The organism is Agromyces marinus (genome assembly GCF_021442325.1).
GTDB lineage: Bacteria > Actinomycetota > Actinomycetes > Actinomycetales > Microbacteriaceae > Agromyces > Agromyces marinus.
Map to the genome: position 1 here is coordinate 1,930,198 of NZ_CP087879.1, position 23,141 is coordinate 1,953,338.

General features: G+C 73.3%; 21 protein-coding genes. 2 read left to right on the top strand and 19 right to left on the bottom strand.

Features of this window, described 5'->3' with window-relative positions; translation table 11 throughout:
- Positions 1 to 22: 22 nt before the first annotated feature.
- The 8 genes from rpmF to DSM26151_RS09075 are packed head-to-tail and all read right to left on the bottom strand — an operon-like array spanning position 23 to position 9,113.
- Positions 23 to 226, bottom strand: coding sequence for a 50S ribosomal protein L32 (gene rpmF / locus DSM26151_RS09040; RefSeq protein WP_092669520.1), 204 nt, complete (start codon positions 224 to 226; stop codon positions 23 to 25).
- A gap of 9 nt (positions 227 to 235) precedes the next feature.
- Positions 236 to 802: a YceD family protein gene (locus DSM26151_RS09045; RefSeq protein WP_234659240.1), complete on the bottom strand. Its 567-nt coding sequence runs from the start codon at positions 800 to 802 to the stop codon at positions 236 to 238.
- 11 nt (positions 803 to 813) lie between these two features.
- The gene (locus tag DSM26151_RS09050; protein WP_234659241.1) at positions 814 to 3,198 is read right to left on the bottom strand and encodes a transglutaminase family protein; all 2,385 of its coding nucleotides are present in this window, start codon (positions 3,196 to 3,198) and stop codon (positions 814 to 816) included.
- A complete protein-coding gene (locus DSM26151_RS09055) occupies positions 3,191 to 4,561 on the bottom strand; it encodes a DUF58 domain-containing protein (RefSeq protein ID WP_234659242.1) in 1,371 nt (456 codons plus the stop codon). The genes DSM26151_RS09050 and DSM26151_RS09055 overlap by 8 nt, the downstream gene beginning before the upstream one ends.
- Positions 4,562 to 4,567: 6 nt before the next feature.
- On the bottom strand, positions 4,568 to 5,542 hold the full coding sequence (locus DSM26151_RS09060) for an AAA family ATPase (RefSeq protein ID WP_234661853.1): 975 nt from the start codon (positions 5,540 to 5,542) through the stop codon (positions 4,568 to 4,570).
- A 32-nt stretch (positions 5,543 to 5,574) separates the two neighbouring features.
- A complete protein-coding gene (coaD, locus tag DSM26151_RS09065) occupies positions 5,575 to 6,066 on the bottom strand; it encodes a pantetheine-phosphate adenylyltransferase (protein ID WP_234659243.1) in 492 nt (163 codons plus the stop codon).
- A gap of 51 nt (positions 6,067 to 6,117) precedes the next feature.
- Positions 6,118 to 8,304 carry an ATP-dependent DNA helicase RecG gene (locus DSM26151_RS09070; protein WP_234659244.1) on the bottom strand — a complete coding sequence of 729 codons (2,187 nt, stop codon included), beginning with the start codon at positions 8,302 to 8,304 and terminating at the stop codon, positions 6,118 to 6,120.
- On the bottom strand, positions 8,301 to 9,113 hold the full coding sequence (locus DSM26151_RS09075; RefSeq protein ID WP_234659245.1) for a tetratricopeptide repeat protein: 813 nt from the start codon (positions 9,111 to 9,113) through the stop codon (positions 8,301 to 8,303). Before DSM26151_RS09075 ends, DSM26151_RS09070 begins: the two co-directional genes overlap by 4 nt.
- Positions 9,114 to 9,162: 49 nt before the next feature.
- On the opposite strand from DSM26151_RS09075, the gene rsmD reads away from it, so the two are divergent.
- Positions 9,163 to 9,765, top strand: coding sequence for a 16S rRNA (guanine(966)-N(2))-methyltransferase RsmD (rsmD, locus tag DSM26151_RS09080; protein WP_234659246.1), 603 nt, complete (start codon positions 9,163 to 9,165; stop codon positions 9,763 to 9,765).
- On the opposite strand, the gene thiL is transcribed toward rsmD, so the two are convergent.
- A complete protein-coding gene (gene thiL, locus DSM26151_RS09085; RefSeq protein ID WP_234659247.1) occupies positions 9,735 to 10,754 on the bottom strand; it encodes a thiamine-phosphate kinase in 1,020 nt (339 codons plus the stop codon). The genes rsmD and thiL overlap by 31 nt on opposite strands.
- Before the next feature lie 25 nt (positions 10,755 to 10,779).
- On the opposite strand from thiL, the gene DSM26151_RS09090 reads away from it, so the two are divergent.
- Positions 10,780 to 11,292 (top strand): DUF3515 family protein, encoded by a 513-nt coding sequence (locus tag DSM26151_RS09090; protein ID WP_234659248.1) that lies wholly within the window; start codon positions 10,780 to 10,782, stop codon positions 11,290 to 11,292.
- 51 nt (positions 11,293 to 11,343) lie between these two features.
- Here DSM26151_RS09090 and DSM26151_RS09095 read toward each other — a convergent pair whose 3' ends face one another.
- The 10 genes from DSM26151_RS09095 to DSM26151_RS09140 form a co-directional block, all read right to left on the bottom strand.
- Positions 11,344 to 12,444, bottom strand: a complete 1,101-nt coding sequence (locus DSM26151_RS09095) for a D-alanine--D-alanine ligase family protein (RefSeq protein WP_234659249.1) — start codon at positions 12,442 to 12,444, stop codon at positions 11,344 to 11,346.
- The gene (locus DSM26151_RS09100; protein ID WP_234659250.1) at positions 12,344 to 13,477 is read right to left on the bottom strand and encodes an NAD(P)H-dependent glycerol-3-phosphate dehydrogenase; all 1,134 of its coding nucleotides are present in this window, start codon (positions 13,475 to 13,477) and stop codon (positions 12,344 to 12,346) included. The genes DSM26151_RS09095 and DSM26151_RS09100 overlap by 101 nt, the downstream gene beginning before the upstream one ends.
- Positions 13,470 to 14,249, bottom strand: coding sequence for a lysophospholipid acyltransferase family protein (locus DSM26151_RS09105; RefSeq protein WP_234659251.1), 780 nt, complete (start codon positions 14,247 to 14,249; stop codon positions 13,470 to 13,472). The genes DSM26151_RS09100 and DSM26151_RS09105 overlap by 8 nt, the downstream gene beginning before the upstream one ends.
- Before the next feature lie 7 nt (positions 14,250 to 14,256).
- Positions 14,257 to 15,627: a UDP-N-acetylglucosamine 1-carboxyvinyltransferase gene (gene murA, locus DSM26151_RS09110; protein WP_234659252.1), complete on the bottom strand. Its 1,371-nt coding sequence runs from the start codon at positions 15,625 to 15,627 to the stop codon at positions 14,257 to 14,259.
- Positions 15,628 to 16,245, bottom strand: coding sequence for a 3-isopropylmalate dehydratase small subunit (gene leuD / locus DSM26151_RS09115; protein ID WP_234659253.1), 618 nt, complete (start codon positions 16,243 to 16,245; stop codon positions 15,628 to 15,630).
- Between the two features lie 2 nt (positions 16,246 to 16,247).
- Positions 16,248 to 17,750 (bottom strand): 3-isopropylmalate dehydratase large subunit, encoded by a 1,503-nt coding sequence (gene leuC / locus DSM26151_RS09120; RefSeq protein WP_234659254.1) that lies wholly within the window; start codon positions 17,748 to 17,750, stop codon positions 16,248 to 16,250.
- Between the two features lie 188 nt (positions 17,751 to 17,938).
- Positions 17,939 to 18,529 carry an FHA domain-containing protein gene (locus DSM26151_RS09125; protein ID WP_234659255.1) on the bottom strand — a complete coding sequence of 197 codons (591 nt, stop codon included), beginning with the start codon at positions 18,527 to 18,529 and terminating at the stop codon, positions 17,939 to 17,941.
- 9 nt (positions 18,530 to 18,538) lie between these two features.
- Entirely contained in the window at positions 18,539 to 20,830 is a 2,292-nt protein-coding gene (locus DSM26151_RS09130; RefSeq protein ID WP_234659256.1) for a transglutaminase-like domain-containing protein, read from the bottom strand.
- On the bottom strand, positions 20,827 to 21,978 hold the full coding sequence (locus DSM26151_RS09135; protein ID WP_234659257.1) for a DUF58 domain-containing protein: 1,152 nt from the start codon (positions 21,976 to 21,978) through the stop codon (positions 20,827 to 20,829). Before DSM26151_RS09135 ends, DSM26151_RS09130 begins: the two co-directional genes overlap by 4 nt.
- Before the next feature lie 143 nt (positions 21,979 to 22,121).
- Positions 22,122 to 23,090: an AAA family ATPase gene (locus tag DSM26151_RS09140; protein WP_234659258.1), complete on the bottom strand. Its 969-nt coding sequence runs from the start codon at positions 23,088 to 23,090 to the stop codon at positions 22,122 to 22,124.
- Between the last annotated feature and the right edge of the window lie 51 nt (positions 23,091 to 23,141).

A 23,141-nucleotide genomic window follows, 5' to 3' on the forward strand; every position in this document is an offset into this window, starting at 1 on the left:
TCGTTCGTCGTCTCTGGGCCGACTAGACGTCGGCGACCTTGCGGCCCTTGTACTCGAGGAAGAGCGGGGTGCCCGCCGAGTCCTCGACCACGCGGGCGCGGTGCGGCAGGCTGTAGGTGACCTTGCCGTTCTCGACGGTCTTGACGAGCGTGGGGGCCTCGGCCTTCCACTGCGAACGGCGCGCGTGGGTGTTGGCGCGTGACTTCTTCCGCTTGGGAACAGCCATGACTCTCTCTCAATCTCTCTGCTGGTCGGCCTCGGATGCCTGATCCGTGCCGTCGTCCTCGGAAGCCTGGAACCCGGCGAGCGCAGCCCAACGCGGGTCGGACGGTGCCTCAGGGGTGTCGAGCTCCGGATGCTCGGCCAGACGCAGACCGGTCTCTGGATCGAGACCGGGACAGTCGGGCCGGCACACCGGCTGGAAGGGCAGTGCCAGCACTACCGCATCTCTGATGAGCGGTTCAAGATCCACGTGGTCGTCTTGAACCTCATACTCGAAAGCTTCCCCAGAATGATACGCGAAAAGCTCCTGGAACTCGACTCGGACCGGCAGGGCGATCTCGGTGAGGCACCGCCCGCACTCCCCCTCGGCGGTCGCATCGACCTCGGCGGTCACGAGCACGCCCTCGTGGACGGACTCCAGGCGGACGTCGACGCCGAGGTCGGAACCCTCGCGCACGCCGACCAGCCCCTCACCCAGCGTTTCGGGTGCGGGGACGTCGAACTGCTGCTCGCGCATCTCGCCGGGACGGTTGACGAGGTCGCGGACGTTGACGCGGAACGGGGAGTGCTGATCGGCCACGGTCGAGCATTCTACGCGCCGGGCGTCGTGGTTCTGCCGACCACGGGGCCGATGGCGGGTCGCAGCGACGCCGGAAGCAGGATCGCGGCCGCCCGACGCCAGGGCGGCGCGTCCCTCCTGAGCGCGGCGCAGACGGCATCCACGTCCCGGGCGATCCGCGCACGTCGGCCCTGCTCGGCCTCGGCCCCCTCGCTCGTCGGGGCGTTCCGGGCGTCCACGTGCGCCGGGGACGCCACGGAGCGGACCCGCCCGTACCGCTCGCGCTCCACGTCGTCCCGGATCCGGTCGAGGGCGGCTCGCGCCCCCGGATCGGCGAACGCGGCCCCGGCCGCGAGGCCCGCCACGACGGTTCGGACCGTGCTGCGCTCGTCGACCGGGAGCCCGAGGTCGCCGGCCGTCGCGACGACCTCCCGCCACGCGGCATCCGCCGGCTGCACGCCCGACCGGATGCGCGATCGGCGACCCGCGCGCACGACCGCGCGCGAGCCGGCCGGCACCAGCAGGAGCAGGACCACGACGAGGCCGATCACCGTCACGGGAACCCACGCCGGGCCGGCCTGCGCCGCCGCCGCGTCGGAACCCAGCGCGCGATCCGGGTCGCCCTCGGGACGCCCCGTCGCGCCAGGCGACGTCGACGGCGCGGTCGGGATGATCCCCGGCGTCAGGTCGCCCGCATTCGGCCGCGTGTAGTCGGGCACGCTCCCCCGGCCCGGAGTCGGCTCGAACGGAACCCAGCCCACCCCCTCGAAGTAGAGCTCGGGCCAGGCGTGCAGGTCGTGCGAGTCGACCTCGATGACCACGTCGCCGTCGATCCGACGGTCGCCGGGGTTCCCCGAGGTGTAGCCGATCGAGATCCGCGACGGAATGCCGACCTCCCGCGCGAGCACGGCCATCGTCGAGGCGAAGTGCACGCAGTAGCCCGCTCGCTGCTCGAGGAACGCGCCGATCGCCTCGAACCCCGCACCGTCGTACCCGGACGCGGCCGGAGCGGTCTCGGAGTACTCGAACGCCGACGAGCGCAGGTACCGCTGGATGGCGACCGCCGCGTCGTACCTCGTCAGGGCGCCCGCGGTGACCTCGGCCGCGGTCTCGCCGATGATCGGCGGCAGGTCCTCCGGCAGGCTCCGCGTCTCCTCCGCGACCGCGCCGCCCGGAGCGGCCGGGGCGCCGCGCAGCTGCGCGACGGTCGGGTCCACGTCGAGGTGCGAGAGCCGGTACTCCTGGCCGAGCGTCGTCGCGTCGACGCTGCGCACGTTGAGCGTGCCCCGATCCCAGAACCACGACCCCTCGACGCCCTCGACCTGCACGGACGGGTACGGCAACGGCAGCCACGCCGTCCGCACCTGCTCGACCCGGACGGCGACCTGCTTGGACTCGGCGGGAACCGCGTCCGCCAGGCCGTCCGGCCCCGGCATGGTCGCGAGCGTGTTGGCGCCGTCGACCGCGCGTTCGGTCGCCGACCACACCTGCCCCTCGAGACGTTCGACCGTCAGCAGCGTGAAGTACGGCCGGGCGCCCTCGGGCGAGACGTAGCTGAACGCCGGTACCGGGTCGGGTCGGCGCAGGTCCCTCCCGAGGTCGACGTACGGGCTCACGCCCCGCGCGAACAGCGTGCCCGGCCCGCCCGAGCCGACCAGGAAGCTCGTCGAGACGCTCGGCGTCGCGGCCGCGATGACGGATGCCGCGACGACCCCGACCGCGGCCAGGGCGATCGACCCGCCGAACGTCGAGACCAGCGGGGCCCGCTTCGGTGCCCGCACGACGGGGGCGTCCTCGCCCTCGGACTCGTGCAGCAGCTCCGACGCGCGGCGCACCCGGACGTCGATGCGCAGCAGCAACAGGTACGCCAGCGCCGTGAAGACGATCGCGGTGGTGTCGGCGCCGTCCTTCAGGAAGAGTCCGGGCACGAGCACGGGCACGAGCGCCGGGGCCGCCGCGAGGGCCGGGACCCGCACGGTCTGGACGAGGAAGTCCGTCAGCGCGGCGACGAGTCCGACGCCCACCGCGATCGCGAACACCAGCGCCGGAACCGGCAGCGCGGGAACCGACTGCTGCTCGATCGTGCGCTGGGCCCCCTCGGCGAGCGCGCCGAACGCCGCGAGCGTGTCCGGGGTCGGGACGATGAACGCGAGCGCGGTGCCGCCGCCGAACAGGAGCGTGAGCGCGAGCAGGGCCGCGACGAGCTCGAGCGGGGGCACGAGCGACGGCGGCGTTCGGATGCTGCGCAGCGCGGCGCCGCCGCCGATGACCGCGACGGCGACCACGGCACCGGCCCACCACCACGCGCTGCCCGAGATGAGCGGACCGAGGGCGGTCGTCGCGACGAGGACGAGCAGCAGGCTCACCGCCGACAACGCGAGCGACTGCGCGCGGCTCAGCGGGAGACGATCAGGCACCACCGCGGCCTCCCGTGCGGGCGGCCTCGCGTGCGGTTCGCCACGCCTCCTGCCAGGCGGCGGGCAGGTCGGCCGGACGGCGCACGCGGATGACGCGCCAGTCCGCGTCCTCGAGGTGCACGACGTGGGCGTGCGGGACGGACTCGGCCGCGAACGCGATCGCGGGCTCGACCGAGCTCCGCAGCGCGACGAGGCCGTCGACGGCCGCCGCCGACGGGTCGACGATCACCGCGACCGCGGGCATCCGCGCGTCGCGGCGTGCGGAGGTCGGGGTCGCGCCGCGCATGCCCCGATCGCCGGCACCGGCGCGCCGTGCCGGTGCAGGCCCCGGCGACTCCAGGCGCGCCAGGTCTTCCAGGAGCGCGGCCTCGCCGCCGCCGGACCGGTAGCCGCCGCCCTCGGGCGCGATCGCCGCGACGTCCGCGTCGGGGTCGTCGACGGGATCGACCCGGACCCGGAACCCCTGGCCGATCAGGTGCACCCCGATCGAGGCCGCGATCTCGACGCCGAGCTCGAACGCGGGATCGAGCGGGTCCGCCCCCTCGCGCAGGCCTCCCGACCCCGGCGGATGCGCTCGAGCGCCGAGCACGGTGTCGAGCAGGATGCGGAGTTCCGGGTCGCCGCGCTGCTCCTCGTCGCGGACCATGAGCTCGCCGCGGCGCGCCGTCGCGGCCCAGTGCACCCGGCGCATCGGGTCGCCGTAGCGGTACTCGCGTGCGATGAGCTCGTCGCTGTTGGGGTGCGTCCGGCGCTGGAGTGCGTGCACCGTGCCGTCGACGCTGGCGACGAGTCCGACGGCCGAGTCCAGCGGCGTGATCCGAGGGGTCACCACGAGTTCCCTCGCGCCGCCCGCGACCCGGTCGAGGCGCGCGAGCCCGAACGGGTCGGTCACCGAGACGCGCAGCGGGCCGACCTCGAAGACGCCGCGGCGCGGTGTGCGCACCCGGTACTCCACCCCGACCTCGTCGTCGCCCGAGCGCAGGTACGGCTCGGTCCGCCCGATCGCCGGCAGGATGGCCTCGGGCGGGGTGCGCAATGCGGGCGACGCCAGGTCGCGCCAGTGCGCGCCGTCGAACGGCCGCCTGCTGCGATTGCGCACGCGCAACCGCACCGTCGAGGAGCGCCCGGCGCCCACGATGCCCGGCTCGAACGTGCGGTGCACCGTGAGCGCCGGCGGCCGGATGGCGAGGTACCCGAGCGCGGCGACCGGCATCGCGAGGCCGACCGCGGCGAGCAGCAGGAGGTCGCGCAGGTCGAACCACAGCGCGACCGCGAACAGGATGCCGCCGAGCACGAGCAGTGCGATCCCGCGCCGGGTGAGGCGCGGACGCGCCGGATGGCGTGCACGGCGGGGCCACGGCATCGGCGGTCACTCCCTCCGGGCGCTGCCCACCGGGACCGGCGTCTCGGCGAGGATCCGGCGCACGATCTGGTCGATGAGCGGCCCGCCGTCGTGGTCGTGGCCGCCGACCGCTCGGCTCGTCGGCACGAGCCGGTGCGCGAGCACGGGCACGGCGAGCGCGTCGACGTCGTCCGGGAGCACGAAGTCGCGGCCGTGCATGGCCGCGTGCGCCTTCGCGGCCCTGACGAGCTGGAGCGTCGCGCGGGGGCTCGCACCGAGCCGGAGCTGGCGGTCGTCGCGGGTCGCGCGGGCGAGTTCGACCGCGTACTGCTTCACGGGCTCGGAGGTGAACACGTGCTGCACGGTCACGACCATCGCCCGGAGCTCGGCGAGCGTGACGACGGGCTCGAGCGAGTCGAGCGGGCTCGCGGTCTCGCGGTGCGCGAGCATCGAGAGCTCGTCGGCGGTGGCGGGGTACCCCATCGAGATGCGGGCCATGAACCGGTCGCGTTGCGCTTCGGGCAGCGGGTAGGTGCCCTCCATCTCGACGGGGTTCTGCGTCGCGACGACCGTGAACGGCTGCTCGAGACGGTAGGTGGTGCCGTCGGCGGTGACCTGCCGTTCCTCCATGCACTCGAGGAGCGCCGACTGCGTCTTCGGGCTCGCGCGGTTGATCTCGTCGCCGATCACGAGGTTGGCGAACACGGGTCCGGGCTTGAACTCGAAGCGGCGCGAGACCTGGTCGAACACCGAGACGCCCGTGACGTCCGACGGCAGCAGGTCGGGGGTGAACTGGATGCGACTGACCGTGCAGTCCACCGAGCGCGCGAGCGCCTTCGCGAGCATCGTCTTGCCGACCCCGGGGACGTCCTCGATGAGCAGGTGCCCCTCGGCCAGGAGCACGGTCAGCGCCGCGGTGACCGCGTCGCGCTTGCCGCTGATGACCGCCTCGACGTTGCGGACGATGTCGGCCGAACGCGTTCCCACCTCGTCGATGCCCATCGTGGGAGTCCCGACGGCCGTCTCGGTCCCGCTCACGGCTGCATCGCCCCCTGCAGGTAGGTCGCGACCGGGTTCGGCACGTACGGTGCGACATCGCCGCCGAGCGCGGAGACCTGGCGCACGAGGGAGCTCGACACGTGCGCGTTGGCCGGATCAGGCAGCAGGAAGACCGTCTCGACGCCGGCGAGGTGCCGGTTCACGATCGCCATGGGCGTCTCGTAGGCCACGTCGAGCTGCGAGCGGATGCCCTTGACGAGCACGCTCGCACCGACGTCCGTGCAGTAGTCGACGAGGAGGCCCATGCTCCACGCCGCGACGACGATGTCGCCGTCGATGCCGGCCTCGGCGATCGACTCCTCGATGAGGGCGACGCGCTGCGCGATCGGCAGCAGCGCGGACTTGTCCGGGTTGTGCACGACCACCACGTGGAGCTGGTCGTAGAGCCCCGCCGCCCGCCCGATCACGTCGAGGTGCCCCCGCGTGACGGGGTCGAATGATCCGGGAACGACGGCGATCCGCTGCATACGTGCCAGCGTAGTGCGCTGCGCGGGTCTCGGGCCCGTCGCGTCGCAGTCTCAGCCCCTGCTCAGGAACTCGCTCGTCTCGTCGTCGAGGCGGCGGCGCACCGCGTCGGCGAGCGCGGGGTGCGCGGCGAGCTTCGGGTCGTCGGCCAGGAGCCCGGCGGCGGCCTCGCGCGCGTCGGCGATGACCTCGCCGTCGCGCGCGACGCGGAGCAGTTTCAGCGAGGACCGCCCGCCGGACTGCATGGCCCCGAGCACGTCGCCCTCCTGGCGCAGTTCGAGGTCGACGCGCGCGAGCTCGAATCCGTCGCCGGTCGCCGCGACGGCCTCGAGCCGCTCGCGGGCGACCGTGCCGGGCTCGGCCGCCGAGACGAGCAGGCACAGCCCCGGGACGCTGCCCCGGCCGACGCGGCCGCGGAGCTGGTGCAGCTGCGAGACGCCGAACCGATCCGCGTCGACGACGACCATGGTGCTCGCGTTGGGGACGTCGACGCCGACCTCGATGACGGTCGTGGCGACCAGCACGTCGAGGTCGCCCGCGGCGAACGCGCGCATGACCTCGTCCTTCTCGTCGGCCGCCATGCGGCCGTGCAACGGTGCGATGCGCGCGCCCGAGAGGGCCGGGAGCGCGGTGAGCTCGGCGAGCACCGAGGCGACGGATGCCACGGGGCCGCCCGCGTCGGGCGCCGCGTCGGCTCCACCGTCGTCCTCGACGAGCTTCGCCTCGATGGCCGGGCACACGACGAAGCCCTGCCGCCCCTGGGCGAGTTCCTCCGCGAGCCGCTCCCAGACGCGGGCGCGCCACGTCGGGCGCTCGGCCAGCGGCACGAGGTGGGTCTCGATGCCTGCGCGGCCGGCGGGCAGCTGCCGGATGGTGCTCACGTCGAGGTCGCCGAACACGGTCATCGCGACGGTGCGCGGGATCGGCGTGGCCGTGAGCACGAGCACGTGCGGGTGCCGCCCCTTCAGCCGCAGCGCCTCGCGCTGTTCGACGCCGAAGCGGTGCTGCTCGTCGACGACGACGAGGCCGAGGTCGGCGAAGCTGGTGGTGTCGCCGAGCAGCGCGTGCGTGCCCACGACGATGCGCGCCTGGCCCGCCGCGACCCGGAGCGCCGCCCTCCGGCGGTCTGCCGCAGGCATCTGCCCGGTCACGAGCGTCGGCATGACCTCGGCCGCGAGTCCGGGGCCCAGCATGCGCGCGATGGAACGCAGGTGCTGCGCGGCGAGCACCTCGGTCGGGGCGAGCAGCGCGGCCTGGCCGCCGGACTCGGCGACGGCGAGCATAGCGCGCAGCGCCACGACGGTCTTGCCCGAGCCGACCTCGCCCTGTACGAGCCGGTTCATCGGCACGGCCGCCGCGATGTCGGCGAGGATCTCGCCGCCGACCTCGCGCTGGTCGTCGGTCAGCTCGAACGGCAGCGACGCCTCGAACCGGTCGAGCAGGCCGCCGGGGCGGGGGATCCGCGCCACGGCCTCGTGCGCACGCGCGGCGGCCCGGCGCTCGAGGAGCGCGGTCTGCAGCACGAACGCCTCGGTGAACCGCAGGGTGCGGCGCGCGGCCTTCCAGTCGTCGTCGCGCTCCGGCCGGTGCACGCGTTCGAGCGCGTCGGCGTGGGCGAGCAGGCCGTGCGCCCGGCGCACGCCCTCGGGAAGCGGGTCGGGCACGCCGCCCACCCCGTCGAGGACCAGCCCGACGGCGGTCTGCAGCTGCCAGCTCGAGAGCGACCCGGTGGCCGGGTAGATCGGGATCGGCGCCGTCGCCCACCGCACGGCCGCGGCATCCGCTCCCGTGGTCGCGGGCGCGGACTCGTCGAAGACCTGGTAGTCGGGGTGGGCGAGCTGGCGCGCCCCCCGGTAGTCGGAGACCTTCCCCGCGAACATGCCGCGCACCCCGGGCTTGAGCTCTCGCGCCCGCCACGCCTGGTTGAAGAACGTGAGGGTGAGCACGCCCGTGCCGTCCGAGATCTTCGCCTCGAGGATCGAGCCCCGGCGCGACCGCATCGTGCGCTCGCGCACCTCGAGCACCTCGGCGACGATCGTCACGTTCTCCTCCAGCGGGAGCGACGCGAGGGCCGTCAGCTCGCCGCGGGCGGCGTACCGGCGCGGGTAGTGCGCGAGCAGGTCGCCGACGACGGAGTACCCGAACGCGCGCTGGAGCGCCTGCGCGGTGCGCCCGCCCAGGACGCCCGAGAGCTTGCTGTCGAGGTTCGGCCCGCCCTCGGCCACACGGTCGACGGTCATGCCTCGATCGTAGGCTCGGCCTCCGTCGTCGGCGAGGCGAGCGCGTCGAGTTCGGCGCGCACGTACGGGTCGTCGGGGCGCGCCAGTGCGAGTTCGCGCTGCAGCTCCAGCGCCTCGTCGGTGCGGCCGAGCGTGCGCAGCGCGCGGCCGACGGCCCAGCGCGCGACGTGCTGCTGCCCCGCGGTGCCGTAGGCATCGGCGGCCTCGACGGCCTTGCGGAAGTGGTGCAGCGCGGCGAGCGCGTCGCCGCCGTCGTGCTTGGTCCAGCCGAGGTTGTTGTGCAGCGCCACGCCCCACCGCCGCAGCCGCGGATCGCGCACCCCGTCGAGGATGTCGAAGCCCTCCGCTGCCCACTCCTCCTCATGGCCGGCGTCGTTGAGCGCGAGCATGTGCAGGGCGTCGAGCACGAGGAACGTCGAGCCGGAGACCGCCGCTTCGCGCACCGCCCGGGTCAGTTCCGGGACCGCCTCGTCGGCCCGTTCGGCGGACGCCGCGATGCGGCCCCGCTCGAGTGCGATGCGCGCCCGCAGTTCGGCGGCGTCCTGTGCCCCGGACTCGTGCCGCTCGGCCTCGAGCGCGTCGAGCGCGGCGTGCGCCTCGTCCACTCGGCCCTGGATCGCGATCGCCCGGGCGAGCTGGGTCGCCATCACCGCCCGTGCGTGGGCGTCGAGGGCCTCGTCGGCCGCGGCGGCGCGGAATCGCGCCTCGCTCGCCATCGGATCGCCGAAGTCCCACATGCGGTCGATGGCCCGTTGCTCCGAGTCCCGGTGGGACGGATCGGCGTGCAGGGCGTCGGTCGAGTCTTCCACACCACCAATCATGGCAGCGGCCCGGAGGCGGCCGTTATGCTCCCGAGACATGACGCGCATCATCGCCGGCTTCGCCGGGTCCCTCACGCTCGCGGTGCCGAGATCCGGCACCCGCCCCACGAGCGACCGGGTGCGCGAGGCGATCTTCTCCGCGCTCGACGCGCGCGACGCGATCGAGGGCGCGGTCGTCCTCGACCTCTACGCCGGATCGGGGGCACTCGGCCTCGAGGCCGGGAGCCGCGGCGCCGCCGAGGTCGTCCTCGTGGAGCGGGCCAGGCCCGCCGCGGAGGTGTGCCGGCGCAACGCCGCAGCGCTCGCGAAGGCGGCCCGCGGGGGCACGACGCCCCGCGTGCGGGTCGAGCCGCGGAGCGTCGCCGCCTACCTCGAGGCCGCCGCGCCCGGCGTCGACCTCGCCTTCGTCGACCCGCCCTACGACCTCGGCGAAGCCGACCTCGCGCGCGACCTCGCGCTGCTCGCCCCCCTCCTCCGACCCGACGCGATCGTCGTCGTCGAACGCAGCAGCCGCTCCCCCGAACCGGAGTGGCCCGCGGGCATCGTCCCCGAACGTCGACGCGACTACGGCGAGACGACGCTGTGGTGGGCCGCGGCCGACCCGACGGATCAGCCGGCGATGCCGTCCCAGCCCGAATAGGGGTCCCACCCGCCGGTGTCGACCGGCTCGCCGTCGAGCGTGAGCAGGCCCGCGCGCACGGCAGCGCCGCCGCCTCCCGCGACGACGGAGCCGACCACCTGGAACGGCTCCGGCGGCACCGCCCCTGCGGGGAAGGTCGCGAGCAGCCCGTGGTCCTCGGCTCCGGCGAGCGCGGTCATCGGGTCGTCGCCGAACGCCGACCCGTGGAAGTCGAGCGCGACTCCGCTCGCCTCGGCGAGTCGTCGCGCGTCCCGCGCGAGCCCGTCGCTGACATCCAGCATCGCCGTCGCGCCCGCCCTCGCCGCGAGCACCCCCGCCGCAACCGGCGGACTCGGCGCCAACTGCGCCCCGACCAGGTGGGGGTGCCGCGCGCGCAGCGCCTCCGCCAGCTCGGGGTCGGGCTCGCCCGCGGCATCCCTCGCCTGCGCGAACAGCAGCGCGAGACCGCGCGCGGCATCGCCGCGCGCCCCCGCGTGCGCGAGCACGTCGCCCGGGCGCGCACCCGACCGGAGCACGGGTGCCCGCCCCTCCAGGTCGCCGAATGCGGTCACCGCGATCGTCAGCACGCTCGACGCCGACAGGTCGCCGCCGACGACGCCCGCGCCCGGTGCGAGCGCGGCGAGCCCGTCCCGGAGCCCGTCCGCGATGCCCTCGAGCACCGAAACCGGCATCGACGGCGGGGCCGCGATCGCGACGACGAGCGCCGTCGGGCGGGCGCCCATCGCGGCGACGTCGGTCAGGTTCGTCGCCGCGGCCTTCCAACCGAGGTCGTGCGGGCTCGACCACGCGAGCCGGAAGTCGGGCCCGTGCACCATCAGGTCGGTCGTGACGACGAACCGGCCGTCGGCAGCCGCCACGACCGCAGCATCGTCCCCGGCTCCCACGAGCGCCGCCCGGCCGTCTTCGAGCCGCGGCAGGATCCGCCCCAGCACGGCCGTCTCGCCGAGGTCGCCGATCGTCGGGGACGACTCGCGTGCAGGCTGATCCATGGCACCCACGGTAGCCTGATCGACGATGTCCGCTCCCCGCTCCGGTCGCCCCCCGCGCCGCCTCGCCCGACTGGGCTCGGCGGTCGCCGTCCTCGCCGCCCTCCCGCTGCTCGCCGCCTGCAGCCAGCCCGTGCCGTTCGATCCGGCACCGGATGCCGCCGACCCCGACTGCGCCGCCGTCGTCGTGCGCCTGCCGGACCAAGCCGCCGGCCTCGACGCCCGCGCCACGAGTGCGCAGGGCACCGGCGCATGGGGGTCCCCCGCGAGCGTGCTGCTGCGTTGCGGGGTCGAGCCGCCCGGCCCGACGACGCTGCGCTGCGTGAGCGTCGACGAGGTCGACTGGATCATCGACGAGTCCGACGCGCCCACCTACCGGTTCACGACCTACGGGCGCACGCCCGCAGTCGAGGTCGTCGTCGACAACGACGTCGTGTCGGGGTCGAGCGCCATCACCGACCTGTCGGCCGCGGTCGCGGCGATCCCCGCAGAGGGCGGGTGCACCGACCTGACCGACCTCGGCGGACTCGACGAGGGCTGAGCCGGCGCGCTCCGCCTCGGGCGGCCCCGCCCGAGCGTTCCGCGGGCCTCGTCACCCGACCCGGACGCCGCGCGCGAGCCCGACCCGGATGAGTTCGTCGATCAGCTCGGGGTACGACAGCCCAGACTCCTGCCAGCACCTGGGGAACATCGAGATCGGCGTGAACCCCGGCATCGTGTTGAGTTCGTTCACCACGAACCCGCCATCGGTCAGGAAGAAGTCGGCTCGGGCGAGGCCCTCCGCGCCGATCGCCTCGAACGCGCGGATCGCGAGCTCGCGCATCTCCTCCAGCCGGCCGTCGCCGAGCTCGGCCGGACACACCAGGTCGACCCCGGGGGCGTCGAGGTACTTCGCCGCGAAGTCGTAGAAGCCGTCGCCCGCGAGCACGATCTCGCCCGCGACCGACGCACGCGGACGCTCGCCCGGCGCGCCGCCGAGGACCGCGATCTCGACCTCGCGGCCGACCACGGCCGACTCGATGAGCACGGTGTCGTCCTCGGCGAACGCGATCTCGAGTGCGGCGTCGAGCCCCGCGGCATCCGTCACCTTGCTCACGCCGACCGATGAACCGGCCCGCGCGGGCTTGACGAACTGCGGAAGGCCGAGCGAGGCGGCCGCCTCGCGGACCCGGGCGGGGTCGTCCGCCCACTCGCGCACGGTCACCGTGCGCCACGGTGCGACGGGGATCCCCGCGGCGGCCAGCGCGGTCTTGGCGAAGTGCTTGTGCATGCCGAGGGCGCTCGCGAGCACGCCCGACCCGACGTACGGCAGGCCCACGAGCTCGAGCAGCCCCTGGACCGTGCCGTCCTCGCCGAACGGCCCGTGCAGGATCGGGAAGACGAGGTCGACCTCGCCGAGCGAGGCCGTGCCGCCGTCGGCCGTCACGACCCGCAGCTCGCGCGAGGCCGACGAGTCGGGCCACAGCACGCGCGTGCCGTTGTCGTGCACCTCGGGCAGGCGCTCCGGGTCGAGGGCGAACCGGTCGGCGTCGTCGGCCTCGAGGACGAACGCCCCCTCGCGCGTGATGCCGACGGGGATCAGCTCGTAGCGCTCACGGTCGATCGCCCGGAGCACTCCCCCCGCCGTGGCGCAGCTGATCGAATGCTCGCTTGAACGCCCGCCGAAGAGCAGAACCACCCTGAGCTTGTCCATCTGAAGTCCTTTCGCCCTGCGGCTCGTCGTCGGTCGTGAGGTGCGGTGCGATGTCCTTCGGGTCGAGCGATCCGGCCAGCACCTGGCGGACCTGCTCGACGATGGGCATCTCGACGCCCTTCGCGCGCGCGAGCTCCAGGATCGGGCCCACGGATGCGAGCCCCTCGGTGGTCTGCTGCATCTGGTTGACGACCTCGGGCAGCTTGTAGCCCTGGCCGAGCAGCCGCCCGGCCGTGTTGTTCCGCGAGAGCGGCGACTGGCAGGTCGCGATGAGGTCGCCGAGGCCGGCCAGCCCCGACAGCGTGTCGGGGTGCGCGCCGTAGGCGACGGCGAAGTCGGTCATCTCGACCAGGCCGCGGGTGATGATCGACGCCTTCGTGTTCTCGCCGTAGCCGGCACCGTCGACGATGCCGATCGCCACGGCGATGAGGTTCTTCAGCACCCCGCCGAACTCGGTGCCGATCACGTCGGTGTTCACGAACGAGTGGAAGTAGGTGTTCCGGGCGACGGATGCCACGGCCTGCGCCGTCTCGAGGCTCGTCGAGGACACGACGGCCGCCGTCGGCTGCTCCCGCGCGATCTCGAGCGCGAGGTTGGGACCGGAGATGACCGCGATCTGCGACTCGGCGATGGGCAGGATCTCGGCGATGACCTCGCTCATGCGGTGGCCGGTGGCCTTCTCGACGCCCTTCATGAGCGAGACGACGGTCGCCTGGGCGTGCAGGTGCGGCTCCGCGGCGATCAGGTTGTCGCGCAGTGACTGGCTGGGCACGCACACGAACACCTGCTCGGCACCCGCCAGTGCGAGATCGAGCCGGCTCGTCGCGCGGAGCCCGATGGGCAGGTTGATGCCGGGCAGGTAGTCGCTGTTGCGCTTGGCCTCCTGGATCTCGCGCGCCAGTTCCGGACGGCGGGCCCACAGCACGACGTCGGCGCCGCCGTCGGCGAGGATCTTCGCGAACGTCGTGCCCCAGCTGCCGGCGCCGAGGACCGCGACGCGCCTGCCCGGGGCCCGGCGCCCGGCCCTAGCCATCGAGTCGCCCCGTCTCGCGCTGGCCGTGCGCGGTCGGGTCCCAGCGCTCGGGCGGCGGCGTCTCGCCCCGCAGTTCGCCGACGAGTGCCGCGATCGCGTCCATGAGGTCGTCGGTCGCGGCCGCCATGGTCGCCTGGTCGAGCGGCCGGCCCTCGTACGCCGACAGGTCGACGGGTTCGCCGACGATGACGTCGACCGTCTTGCGCGGGAAGAAGCTGAGCTTCTTCGCGTAGCGGGGCATGATCGCCTGCGTTCCCCAGTGGGCTGCGGGAACGAGCGGGATGCCGCGCTCGAGCGCGATGCGCACGGCGCCGGTCTTGCCGCGCATCGGCCACAGGTCCGGGTCGCGGGTGAGCGAGCCCTCCGGGTAGACGATGACCATCCGGCCCTTCTCGACGAGGTCCTCCGCGGCGCGGAGCGCCGCGTGGCTGCGGCTGCCCGCACGCTCGACGGGGATCTGCCCCGAGGTGCGCAGGAACCAGCCGAGCACGGGGTTCTTGAACAGCGAGGCCTTGGCCATGAACCGCGGCAGGCGCCCGAGGTGCCATGCCGCGGCCCCCATGACGATCGGGTCGATCTCGCTGTAGTGGTTGGGCGCGAGCACGAGCGGTCCGGACTGCGGCATCCGCTCGGCGTGGTGGAACCGGTACTTCACGCCGAGACTCCACAGCGGGAGGACGAGGGCGGCGAGCACCCAGAAGAACGAGGGACGCCGCTTCTCGGCGCCGCGCTTCACGGGCGCCGCCGAGGCGGTCGGGTCTTGGTGTGGCACTGACCCATTATCCTTCGAGCGCGAAGTCCGCCCCGAGCAGCTCGAGCTTGCCGATGAAGTTCTCGTAGCCGCGCGCGATGATGCCGACGTTCGACACGGTCGAACGCCCCTCGGCGGTCAGCGCCGCGATGAGGTGGCTGAAGCCGCCGCGCAGGTCGGGCACCACGATGTCGGCGCCGTGGAGCTTCGCCGGACCGGAGATGACGGCGGAGTGCTGGAAGTTGCGCTGGCCGAACCGGCACGGCCGGCCGCCGAGGCACTCCTTGTGCACGTCGATGGATGCGCCCATCTCGACGAGCGCCTCGACGAAGCCGAACCGCTGCTCGTAGACGGTCTCGTGCACGATCGACACGCCCTTGGCCTTGGACAGCGCGACCACGAGCGGCTGCTGCCAGTCCGTCATGAACCCGGGGTGCACGTCGGTCTCGATGATGACGGGCTTGAGCTCACCGCCGGGGTGGAAGAAGCGGATGCCGTCGTCCTCGATCTCGAACGCGCCGCCGACCTTGCGGAAGATGTTGAGGAAGGTGAGCATCTCGGCCTGGCGTGCGCCGCCGACGAAGATGTCGCCGTCGGTCGCGAGGGCCGCTGCGGCCCAGCTCGCGGCCTCGTTCCGGTCGAACAGGGCGCGGTGGGTGTAGCCGGTGAGCCGCTCGACACCCTCGATGCGGATCACCCGGTCGGTGTCGACCGTGATGATGGCCCCCATCTTCTGGAGGATGTTGATGAGGTCCATGATCTCGGGCTCGATCGCGGCCCCGGTCAGTTCGGTGATGCCCTCCGCGCGGACCGCGGTCAGCAGCACCTGCTCGGTCGCGCCGACGCTCGGGTAGGGCAGGGAGACCTTGGCGCCCTTGAGCCCGTTCGGGGCCGACATGCGGATGCCGCTCGGCAGCTTCTCGACGATCGCGCCGAAGTTGCGCAGCACCTCGAGGTGGTAGTCGATCGGCCGGTCGCCGATGCGGCAGCCGCCGAGGTCGGGGATGAACGCCTCGCCGAGCCGGTGCAGCAGCGGGCCGCAGAACAGGATCGGAATGCGGCTCGAGCCCGCGTGGGCGTCGATGTCGGCCATGTGCGCCGACTCCACGGCTGCCGGGTCGAGGACGAGTTCGCCCTCCGCCGAGCCCTCGGTCACGGTCACGCCGTGCACCTCGAGCAGGCCCCGCACGATGCGGACGTCGCTGATGTTCGGGACGTCCTTCAGGACGCTCGGGGTGTCGCCGAGGATCGCCGCGACCATCGCCTTGGTGACGAGGTTCTTCGCACCCTTCAGTTCGATCCGACCGCGGAGCGGCTTGCCGCCGTTGATCGTGATCCGGTCGACCTGGAGGCCGACCGCCGTGCCGTGCTGCTTCGCGTCATCCACGAGTGTGCTCACTCAGATCCCTGTCTCTGCCGGCTCCCTGATGGGAAGCGTCTTCGGGCGCCACGCCTCCCGACGCGACTCGAACTCGGCGATGGCCGGCTCGTCCCGGAGGGTCAGCCCGATGTCGTCGAGGCCTTCCAGGAGCCGCCACCGAGTGTAGTCGTCGATGTCGAACTCGACTGAGAGATCGCCGACCGAGACGGTGCGCGCGACGAGGTCGACGGTCGCGGAGACCCCGGGCTGCGCCTCGATCGCCGCCCACAGCCGCTCGACGTCCTCGTAGGCGACGAGCGCCGCCAGCAGCCCCTGCTTGCCCGCGTTCCCGCGGAAGATGTCGCCGAACCGGCTCGAGACGACGACCTGGAAGCCGAAGTCGCGCAGCGCCCACACGGCGTGCTCGCGGCTCGAGCCGGTGCCGAAGTCGGGTCCGGCGATGAGGACCTTCGCGCCCGCGTACTCGGGGCGGTTGAGCACGAACTCCGGATCCTGCCGCCAACCGTGGAACAGCGCGTCGTCGAACCCGGTCTTGGTCACGCGCTTGAGGAACACGGCGGGGATGATCTGGTCGGTGTCGACGTTCGAACGACGCAGGGGCGCTGCGACGCCGGTCACGGTGCTGAACTTCTCCATGGTCAGTGCCCCTTCCCTGCGACGGCGCCGGCAGCGGTCGCCGCGTCGGTCGCGGCATCCCGTTCGAGATCCCACGGGCTCGAGAGCGTGCCGCGGACCGCGGTCGCGGCTGCGACCAGCGGCGAGACCAGGTGCGTCCGGCCGCCCTTGCCCTGCCTGCCCTCGAAGTTGCGGTTCGAGGTCGACGCGCAGCGCTCGCCCGGCGCGAGCTGGTCGGGGTTCATGCCGAGGCACATCGAGCATCCGGCGAAGCGCCACTCGGCGCCGAACTCCTCGAAGACCTTGTCGAGCCCCTCGGCCTCGGCCTCGAGTCGCACGCGGGCCGAGCCCGGGACGACCATGACGCGGACCCCGTCGGCCTTGCGCCGACCCTGCACGATGGACGCGAACGCGCGGAGGTCTTCGATGCGGCTGTTGGTGCACGAGCCCATGAACACGGCGTCGACCCTGACCTCCTTCAGCGGCGTGCCCGCCGCGAGGTCCATGTACTCCAGTGCGCGCTCGGCGGCCGCGCGCTCGTGCTGGTCCTCGATGTCGGCCGGGTCGGGCACGTTCTGGCTGAGCGACACGCCCTGGCCCGGGTTGGTGCCCCACGTCACGAACGGCTCGAGCTCGTCGGCGTCGATGACGACCTCGGCGTCGAACTCGGCGCCCTCGTCGGTCGGCAGCGTCTTCCAGTACTCGACCGCGGCATCCCAGTCGGCACCCTCGGGCGCGTGCGCTCGGCCCTTCAGGTACTCGAACGTGGTCTCGTCGGGTGCGACCATGCCGGCCCGGGCGCCCGCCTCGATCGACATGTTGCAGATCGTCATGCGGCCGTCCATCGACAGCGAGCGGATGGCGCTGCCACGGTACTCGAGCACGTAGCCCTGACCGCCTCCCGTGCCGATCCTGGCGATCACGGCGAGGATGATGTCCTTCGCGGTGACGCCGGGGCGCAGCGTGCCGTCGACCGTGATCGCCATGGTCTTGAACGGCTTCAGCGGCAGCGTCTGGGTGGCCAGCACGTGCTCGACCTCGCTCGTGCCGATACCGAACGCCATGGCGCCGAACGCGCCGTGCGTCGAGGTGTGGCTGTCGCCGCACACCACGGTGATGCCCGGCTGGGTGAGTCCGAGCTGCGGGCCGACGACGTGGACGATGCCCTGCTCCTTGTCGCCGAGCGAGTGGATGCGCACCCCGAACTCCGCGGCGTTGCGACGCAGCGTCTCGATCTGGATGCGGCTCGTCGGGTCGGCGATGGGCTTGTCGATCTCGAGCGTCGGGGTGTTGTGGTCCTCGGTCGCGATCGTCAGGTCGGGCCGGCGCACCGGCCGCCCGGCCATGCGCAGGCCGTCGAAGGCCTGCGGGCTCGTGACCTCGTGCACGAGGTGCAGGTCGATGTAGATGAGGTCGGGCGTGCCGCCCTCGCCCTTCTTCACCAGGTGCGCATCCCAGACCTTCTCGGCCAGGGTGCGCGGGCGGGCGGGCTCGTTCGGGTGTCGCTCAGTCGCTTCCGCGGGCATTGATGTGTTCTTCCTCGTGACGGGTGTGGCAGCCGACGACGAACTCCGCGACGGGGACGGCCGTCAGAACGAGGCCCCGTCGCGGCGGAGAAGAAGAAGCCGGCCGCTGAGCACGTCGCAAGGCTACCATCCCGTCCGCCCGCCCCCGGCCGGGTGACGCGGGGCCTCGATGGTGTCGCTGCGGTGCATCACGCCCCGTCGTCCGGCATCCGCTCGGCCAGGAACGCCACGTCGCCGAGCAGCAGCACCGCGTCGTGCGGAACCTCGGTCGGGACTCCGGGTTCGAGATCCAGCGGGTCCCCGCCGTCCGGCCAGACGCGGACGCCGTTCGTGGAATCCAGGTCGGTCGCGCGCAGTCGACCGCCCGAGACCTCGATGAGCGCGTGGGTCTTCGACATCGAGCGCGACGGGTCCTCGACCACGAACGGGACCGCCCCGGCCATCCAGGCCGGCGGCTTCGGGTCGCGGCCCGCGACCACGCGGTCGTCGATCCGCATCTCGACGCCGTCGGCGCTGCGCAGGCGCCACCGCGGCTGCGACTGCGACTGCGACTGCGCCTGCGCCTGCGCCTGCGCCTGCGCCGACGCTGCCTGCGCCGGCGCAGACGGCGCGGCCGGCAGCGAGGACGGCGTGCGGATGCCGGGCGGCGGCTGGAACGACGGCAGGGAGCGATCCGCTCGCACGGTGCCCTCGATCGCCGTCTCGGGCGCCTGGGGCTTGGCCACGGGCGCACCCGGGACGAGCCCCGGCGGGGGCACGATGAAGTCGGGCTCGCTCACGCCCCCACCCTAACCCCGGCGGCGCAACCGGTACCGGGCGAGGATCCGCCGCAGGCGCCCGGCGGCACCCGCGACCGCCGCGGCCGCGGCATCCGCTTCGGTCCACCTGCGCTCGACCGCCCGCTCGGCGACCTCGCCGCCGCCGAACACGTCGCGATCGACCGTGGCCGCGAGCACGGAGAGCGATGCCCCGCCCTCGGCGCGAAGCGCACCGAGCCCCTGCTCGTCGAGCTGGCGTTCGAGGGCGCGGGCCGTCTGCAGGCGCGACGCGCGGTCCGGCGGCTCGAACCCGAGCTCGGCGTACCGGTCGACGAGCTCGTCCCACGCGCCGGCGACCTGCCGGTCGCGCGCGCCCCGACGGCGACGGCTGCGACGGCGGCGCTTGGCGAGCGCGACGACCAGCAACGGCACGAACGCGACCAGCGCAGGAACCGCGACCGACCCCATGGCCACCCACGCCCACATGGGCAGCTTGAACGGCCGCTCGCGGTCCTCGTCGTCGGTGTCGTCGACCTCGGTCGTCGTGAGCAGTTCGTCCTCGACCTGTTCCGCCCGCGGGGGCTGGCGCACCTGCGGCTGCGGCTCGGACTTCGGCTTCGGGGTCTGCTCCTGGGGCACGTCGACGTTCTCGGGCGTCGGCCGGAAGGCGATCCATCCGACGCCCTCGAAGGGCACCTCGACCCATGCGGTCACATCGGCACCGACGACCTCGACCGAGTCGGCATCCTCCGCGATCTCGGGCGCGTAGCCCATCACGACGCGCGACGGGTATCCGAGGTGCCTGGCCATGAGCGCCATCGCCGCCGCGTACTGCTCCTCGTCGCCGACCATCTCCGACCGCGTGAACATCTCGATGAGGCGGTCCGCGCCGTGCCCGGCTCGCGACGACGCGGCGTCGCTGGCCAGTCCGTGGCTGAGGAAGCCCTGGGTCTTCATCGCGCGCTCGATGCCCCGGAGCTGCTCGACCGGGCTGGTCGCGTCTCCGGCGAACTCCTCGGCCTTCGCCGCGACGACGTCGGGCAGGTTCTCGACGATCGGCATCTCGAGTCGTGCGACGGGCGTGTTCGCGAGGTCGGTGTCGTCGGGCTGGCGCTGCACGCGGGCCTCGAGGCGGTACCGGGTCCCATCCCCCGCGCCGCTCGTGAGCACCGCGGTGCCCGCCGCCGGGTTGTACCGGACGTCGCCCGCACGCGCGACCGAGCCTCGGTCGAGCAGCACGAGCTGGGACCCGTAGCCGACGGTGGGGAGCCAGACGTCCGAGTAGCCGGAGATGTCGACCTCGATCGTCCGCCGGCTGCCGAGGTCCGCGAGGTCGGGCGCCGGGAGCGTCTCGCCCACGATCGAGTACCCGCCGTCGGCCGCGGCCTCCTCGGGCCCGGCGACGTTCCAGAGCCGGCCCGTGTAGGAATCCATCGAGGCCAGGCGCAGCGTGTCACCGGGCTCGAGTCCGGTCACGGCGAACAGCGGCGTCTCCGCGAGGTCCTTGGTGTACTCGCGGTACCCGCCGAGCGGGCTCGGGAACTCGAGCGGGTCGAACGGCGGCACGACCTCCTCCCGCAGCACGAACCGGTCGGGCGCGACCGGTGCGAGCGCGAGACCCGCGACGGCGCCGACCGTCACCGCACCCGCGATGACGAGCGTCGACCCGGCGAGCTTGCGGCGGCGCAGGCGCGCCGCGCCGTCGCCGCGGGACTCGACGCCGGCGCCGCGCCGCCACGCGATCCACACCAGGGCGATCGCCGCGAACGCGACGCCGCGCACCGCGGCGAGGTAGGCCTGGTCGGTGCCGAGCAGGATGCCGGCCAGCAGCAGCAGCACCGGCCCGACGACGACGACCGCGGCCCGCAGCGGCGTGCGACGCCGCGGCAGCCAGCGCAGCACGAGCATCCCGCCGACGAGCGAGACGAGCCACGCGGCCACGTACGGCACGGCCGCGACATGGTCCGGCGCCTCGACGGGTGCCGCGATCGTGAGGATGTCGGCCCAGCCGTGCACCGCCCCGACGGCGAGGCCCGCGAGCGACGGGAGCGTCGGGAGCACGACGGCGAACGCCTCGCCCGGCATCGCGAACGGGGTGCCGGCCAGGTAGTACAGCACGATGCCGAGGAGCACCGTGACGAGCACGTCGAGCTTCAACAGGGTGCCGAGCACGGCGGCGAGCGTTCCGACCACGAGGCCCGCGAGCGCGGCCGTGAGGAAGTCGAGGCCGCCGAAGCTCGTCTCGAAGCCGGCGATCGCGAGCAGGGAGAGCACGCAGAGCACGCCGAGGTCGACGAGCGATGCGTTGGGGATGCGCGTCACGGGCGGACCCTCCTCACGAGACGGGAGAGCTCGTCGAGCGCACCGACCGTGACGACGGTCGACTCGCCGACGCGCGTGATGCGCGACGGCGCGCCGAGCTCGGCGCGGAACGCCAGGATCTGCGTGTCCGAGCCGAAGACGGTCTCGACCGCCCGGAACTCCGCGAGCGGCGCGAGTGAACCGCCGATGACGATCACGACGCTCGGCGCCGCGGCCCGTCGTGCGGCCTCGCGGACGACGTCGCGGATCCGCCCCGGTCCCTGTTCGCGCGGTGCGATCCGGCAGGTGTCGTCGAGCAGGGCCGTCGGCGTGGCCGTTCCCAGCCGCAGGCGGTCCGTCGCAGCCTCGAGCTGCGTGGCGTCGCGGATCACCTGAACGCCGAGGGATGCGAGCATCGACACGGCGAGCTCGAACTCGTCGTCCGAGGCGTAGTGCTCGGCCGTGGTCGCCTGGACGAGCAGCAGCTGCGATCGACGGGTCTCCTCGTACTGGCGGACCATGAGCTGCCCGGTTCGCGCCGAGGTGCGCCAGTGGACGTTGCGGAGCGCGTCGCCGGGCTCGTACGCGCGGAGCGCGTGGAACGAGATGTCGTTGTCGGTGATGGTCTTGGTGACCTCGCCCTCGAGGTCGCGGACCAGCCCCGCCGCCGAGGGCTTCAGGCGAGCGGTGACGGGGTGCACGAACAGGTCGACGGGCTCGGTCCAGCGCACCTCGCGGCGCAGCAGTCCGAGCTGGTCGCCGCGCACCGACGTCGCCGGTCCGGCGACGATCACGGCGCGGCGCTGCGTCGGGACCGCGAACAGCTCCTCGTGCTCTGCGCCGGCCGCGATCGTCGGGATGACGAACTCCGCGAGGCCCTGACCCACCGGCAGTTCGAGCTGCGAGGGCACGGATGCCGCGTCGCCGGCGTTGTGCACGACGAGCCGGCCGAGCGCGCGCTCGCCCGCGATGACGCGCCGCGGCTGGAGCTCGATGCCGACCCGGTAGCGCAGTGGGCCGAACACGAACGGGATCGCGATGAGCATGGCCGCCGCGAGCGTCGCTCCGACGAACGCGAGCTCGATCCATCCGAGCGCCCAGGCCAGCGCGAACGAGACGCCGCTCGCGGCGAGCACGAGCCATCCGACCGGTGAGATCAGTGAGGTCACGGGCGCAGCGAACGAGCGCACCGCGCCGCCGGCGCGGCGCGCCGCGCGGGCGGCGGAGCGCCCGGACGCCGCGAGGGACCGAGCCGCCGAGCGCAGCGCGATCCGGTTCTGGGACGGCGGAGCGGGCGCCGACACGCCCCGGCTCATGCCGCGCGGTACGCCGGGGGCGCGATCTCGGAGAGGACCTTGCCGACGATCTCCTCGGCCCTCACGCCGGCGAACTCCGACTCGGGGTCGACGATGATGCGGTGTGCGAGCACCGGAACCGCGAGTTCCCGGATGTCGTCCGGCGTGACGTAGGTTCGTCCGCGCGAGATCGCCCGGGTCTTGGTGGCACGCGCGAGTGCGAGCGCCCCGCGCATGCTGACGCCGAGCGCGGAGTCGCGGTGGTCGCGGGTCGCGGAGACGATCTGGTTCAGGTAGCCGAGCACCGCGGCATCCACGTGCACCTGGGCCGCGAGCTGCGCCATGGTCGTGACCGAGCTGGCGGCGATGATCGGCGAGACCTTCGATGCGCGAGCGCGGTTGGCCGAGTCGAGCAGGAGGGTGACCGCCGTGTCGTGGTCGGGGTAGCCGAGCGAGGTCTTGATGAGGAAGCGGTCGAGCTGCGCCTCGGGCAGCGAGTAGGTGCCCGCCTGCTCGACGGGGTTCTGGGTCGCGATGACCATGAACGGACTGCCGACCTCGTAGCCGACGCCGTCGACCGTGACCCGCCCCTCCTCCATGACCTCGAGCAGCGCCGACTGGGTCTTCGGGCTCGCGCGGTTGATCTCGTCTGCCAGGACCACGGAGGCGAAGATCGGGCCGCGGTGGAACTCGAACTGCCCCTTCGCCTGGTCGTAGATCGTGACGCCCGTGACGTCGGAGGGCAGCAGGTCGGGCGTGAACTGGATGCGCGAGTGCGTGCCGTCGAGCGTGTTCGCGAGCGCCTTCGCGAGCACCGTCTTGCCCGTGCCCGGGAAGTCCTCGAGCAGCACGTGACCCTCGGAGAGCATCGCCGTCACGACGAGCTCGATGATCTCGCGCTTGCCGAGGATGGCCCGGTCGACGTTGTCGACGAGCTTGGAGAAGGCGTCCTGGAACCAGAGGGCCTGGTCTTGGGTCACGGTCATGGTGGTTCGATCCTCGTGATGGTGGGTGGTCAGAGCTGGCCCCAGTGGGCG

What these genes read in the sequence shown, in the direction of transcription:
- DSM26151_RS09140 (WP_234659258.1), bottom strand. Translation starts at nt 23,090, where the DNA reads ATGACCGTGACCCAAGACCAGGCCCTCTGGTTCCAGGACGCCTTCTCC.
- rsmD (WP_234659246.1), top strand. Translation starts at nt 9,163, where the DNA reads ATGACGCGCATCATCGCCGGCTTCGCCGGGTCCCTCACGCTCGCGGTG.
- DSM26151_RS09070 (WP_234659244.1), bottom strand. Translation starts at nt 8,304, where the DNA reads ATGACCGTCGACCGTGTGGCCGAGGGCGGGCCGAACCTCGACAGCAAG.
- DSM26151_RS09095 (WP_234659249.1), bottom strand. Translation starts at nt 12,444, where the DNA reads ATGGACAAGCTCAGGGTGGTTCTGCTCTTCGGCGGGCGTTCAAGCGAG.
- rpmF (WP_092669520.1), bottom strand. Translation starts at nt 226, where the DNA reads ATGGCTGTTCCCAAGCGGAAGAAGTCACGCGCCAACACCCACGCGCGC.
- leuD (WP_234659253.1), bottom strand. Translation starts at nt 16,245, where the DNA reads ATGGAGAAGTTCAGCACCGTGACCGGCGTCGCAGCGCCCCTGCGTCGT.
- DSM26151_RS09055 (WP_234659242.1), bottom strand. Translation starts at nt 4,561, where the DNA reads ATGCCGTGGCCCCGCCGTGCACGCCATCCGGCGCGTCCGCGCCTCACC.
- DSM26151_RS09060 (WP_234661853.1), bottom strand. Translation starts at nt 5,542, where the DNA reads ATGGGCATCGACGAGGTGGGAACGCGTTCGGCCGACATCGTCCGCAAC.
- DSM26151_RS09090 (WP_234659248.1), top strand. Translation starts at nt 10,780, where the DNA reads ATGTCCGCTCCCCGCTCCGGTCGCCCCCCGCGCCGCCTCGCCCGACTG.
- coaD (WP_234659243.1), bottom strand. Translation starts at nt 6,066, where the DNA reads ATGCAGCGGATCGCCGTCGTTCCCGGATCATTCGACCCCGTCACGCGG.
- leuC (WP_234659254.1), bottom strand. Translation starts at nt 17,750, where the DNA reads ATGCCCGCGGAAGCGACTGAGCGACACCCGAACGAGCCCGCCCGCCCG.
- thiL (WP_234659247.1), bottom strand. Translation starts at nt 10,754, where the DNA reads ATGGATCAGCCTGCACGCGAGTCGTCCCCGACGATCGGCGACCTCGGC.
- DSM26151_RS09100 (WP_234659250.1), bottom strand. Translation starts at nt 13,477, where the DNA reads ATGGCTAGGGCCGGGCGCCGGGCCCCGGGCAGGCGCGTCGCGGTCCTC.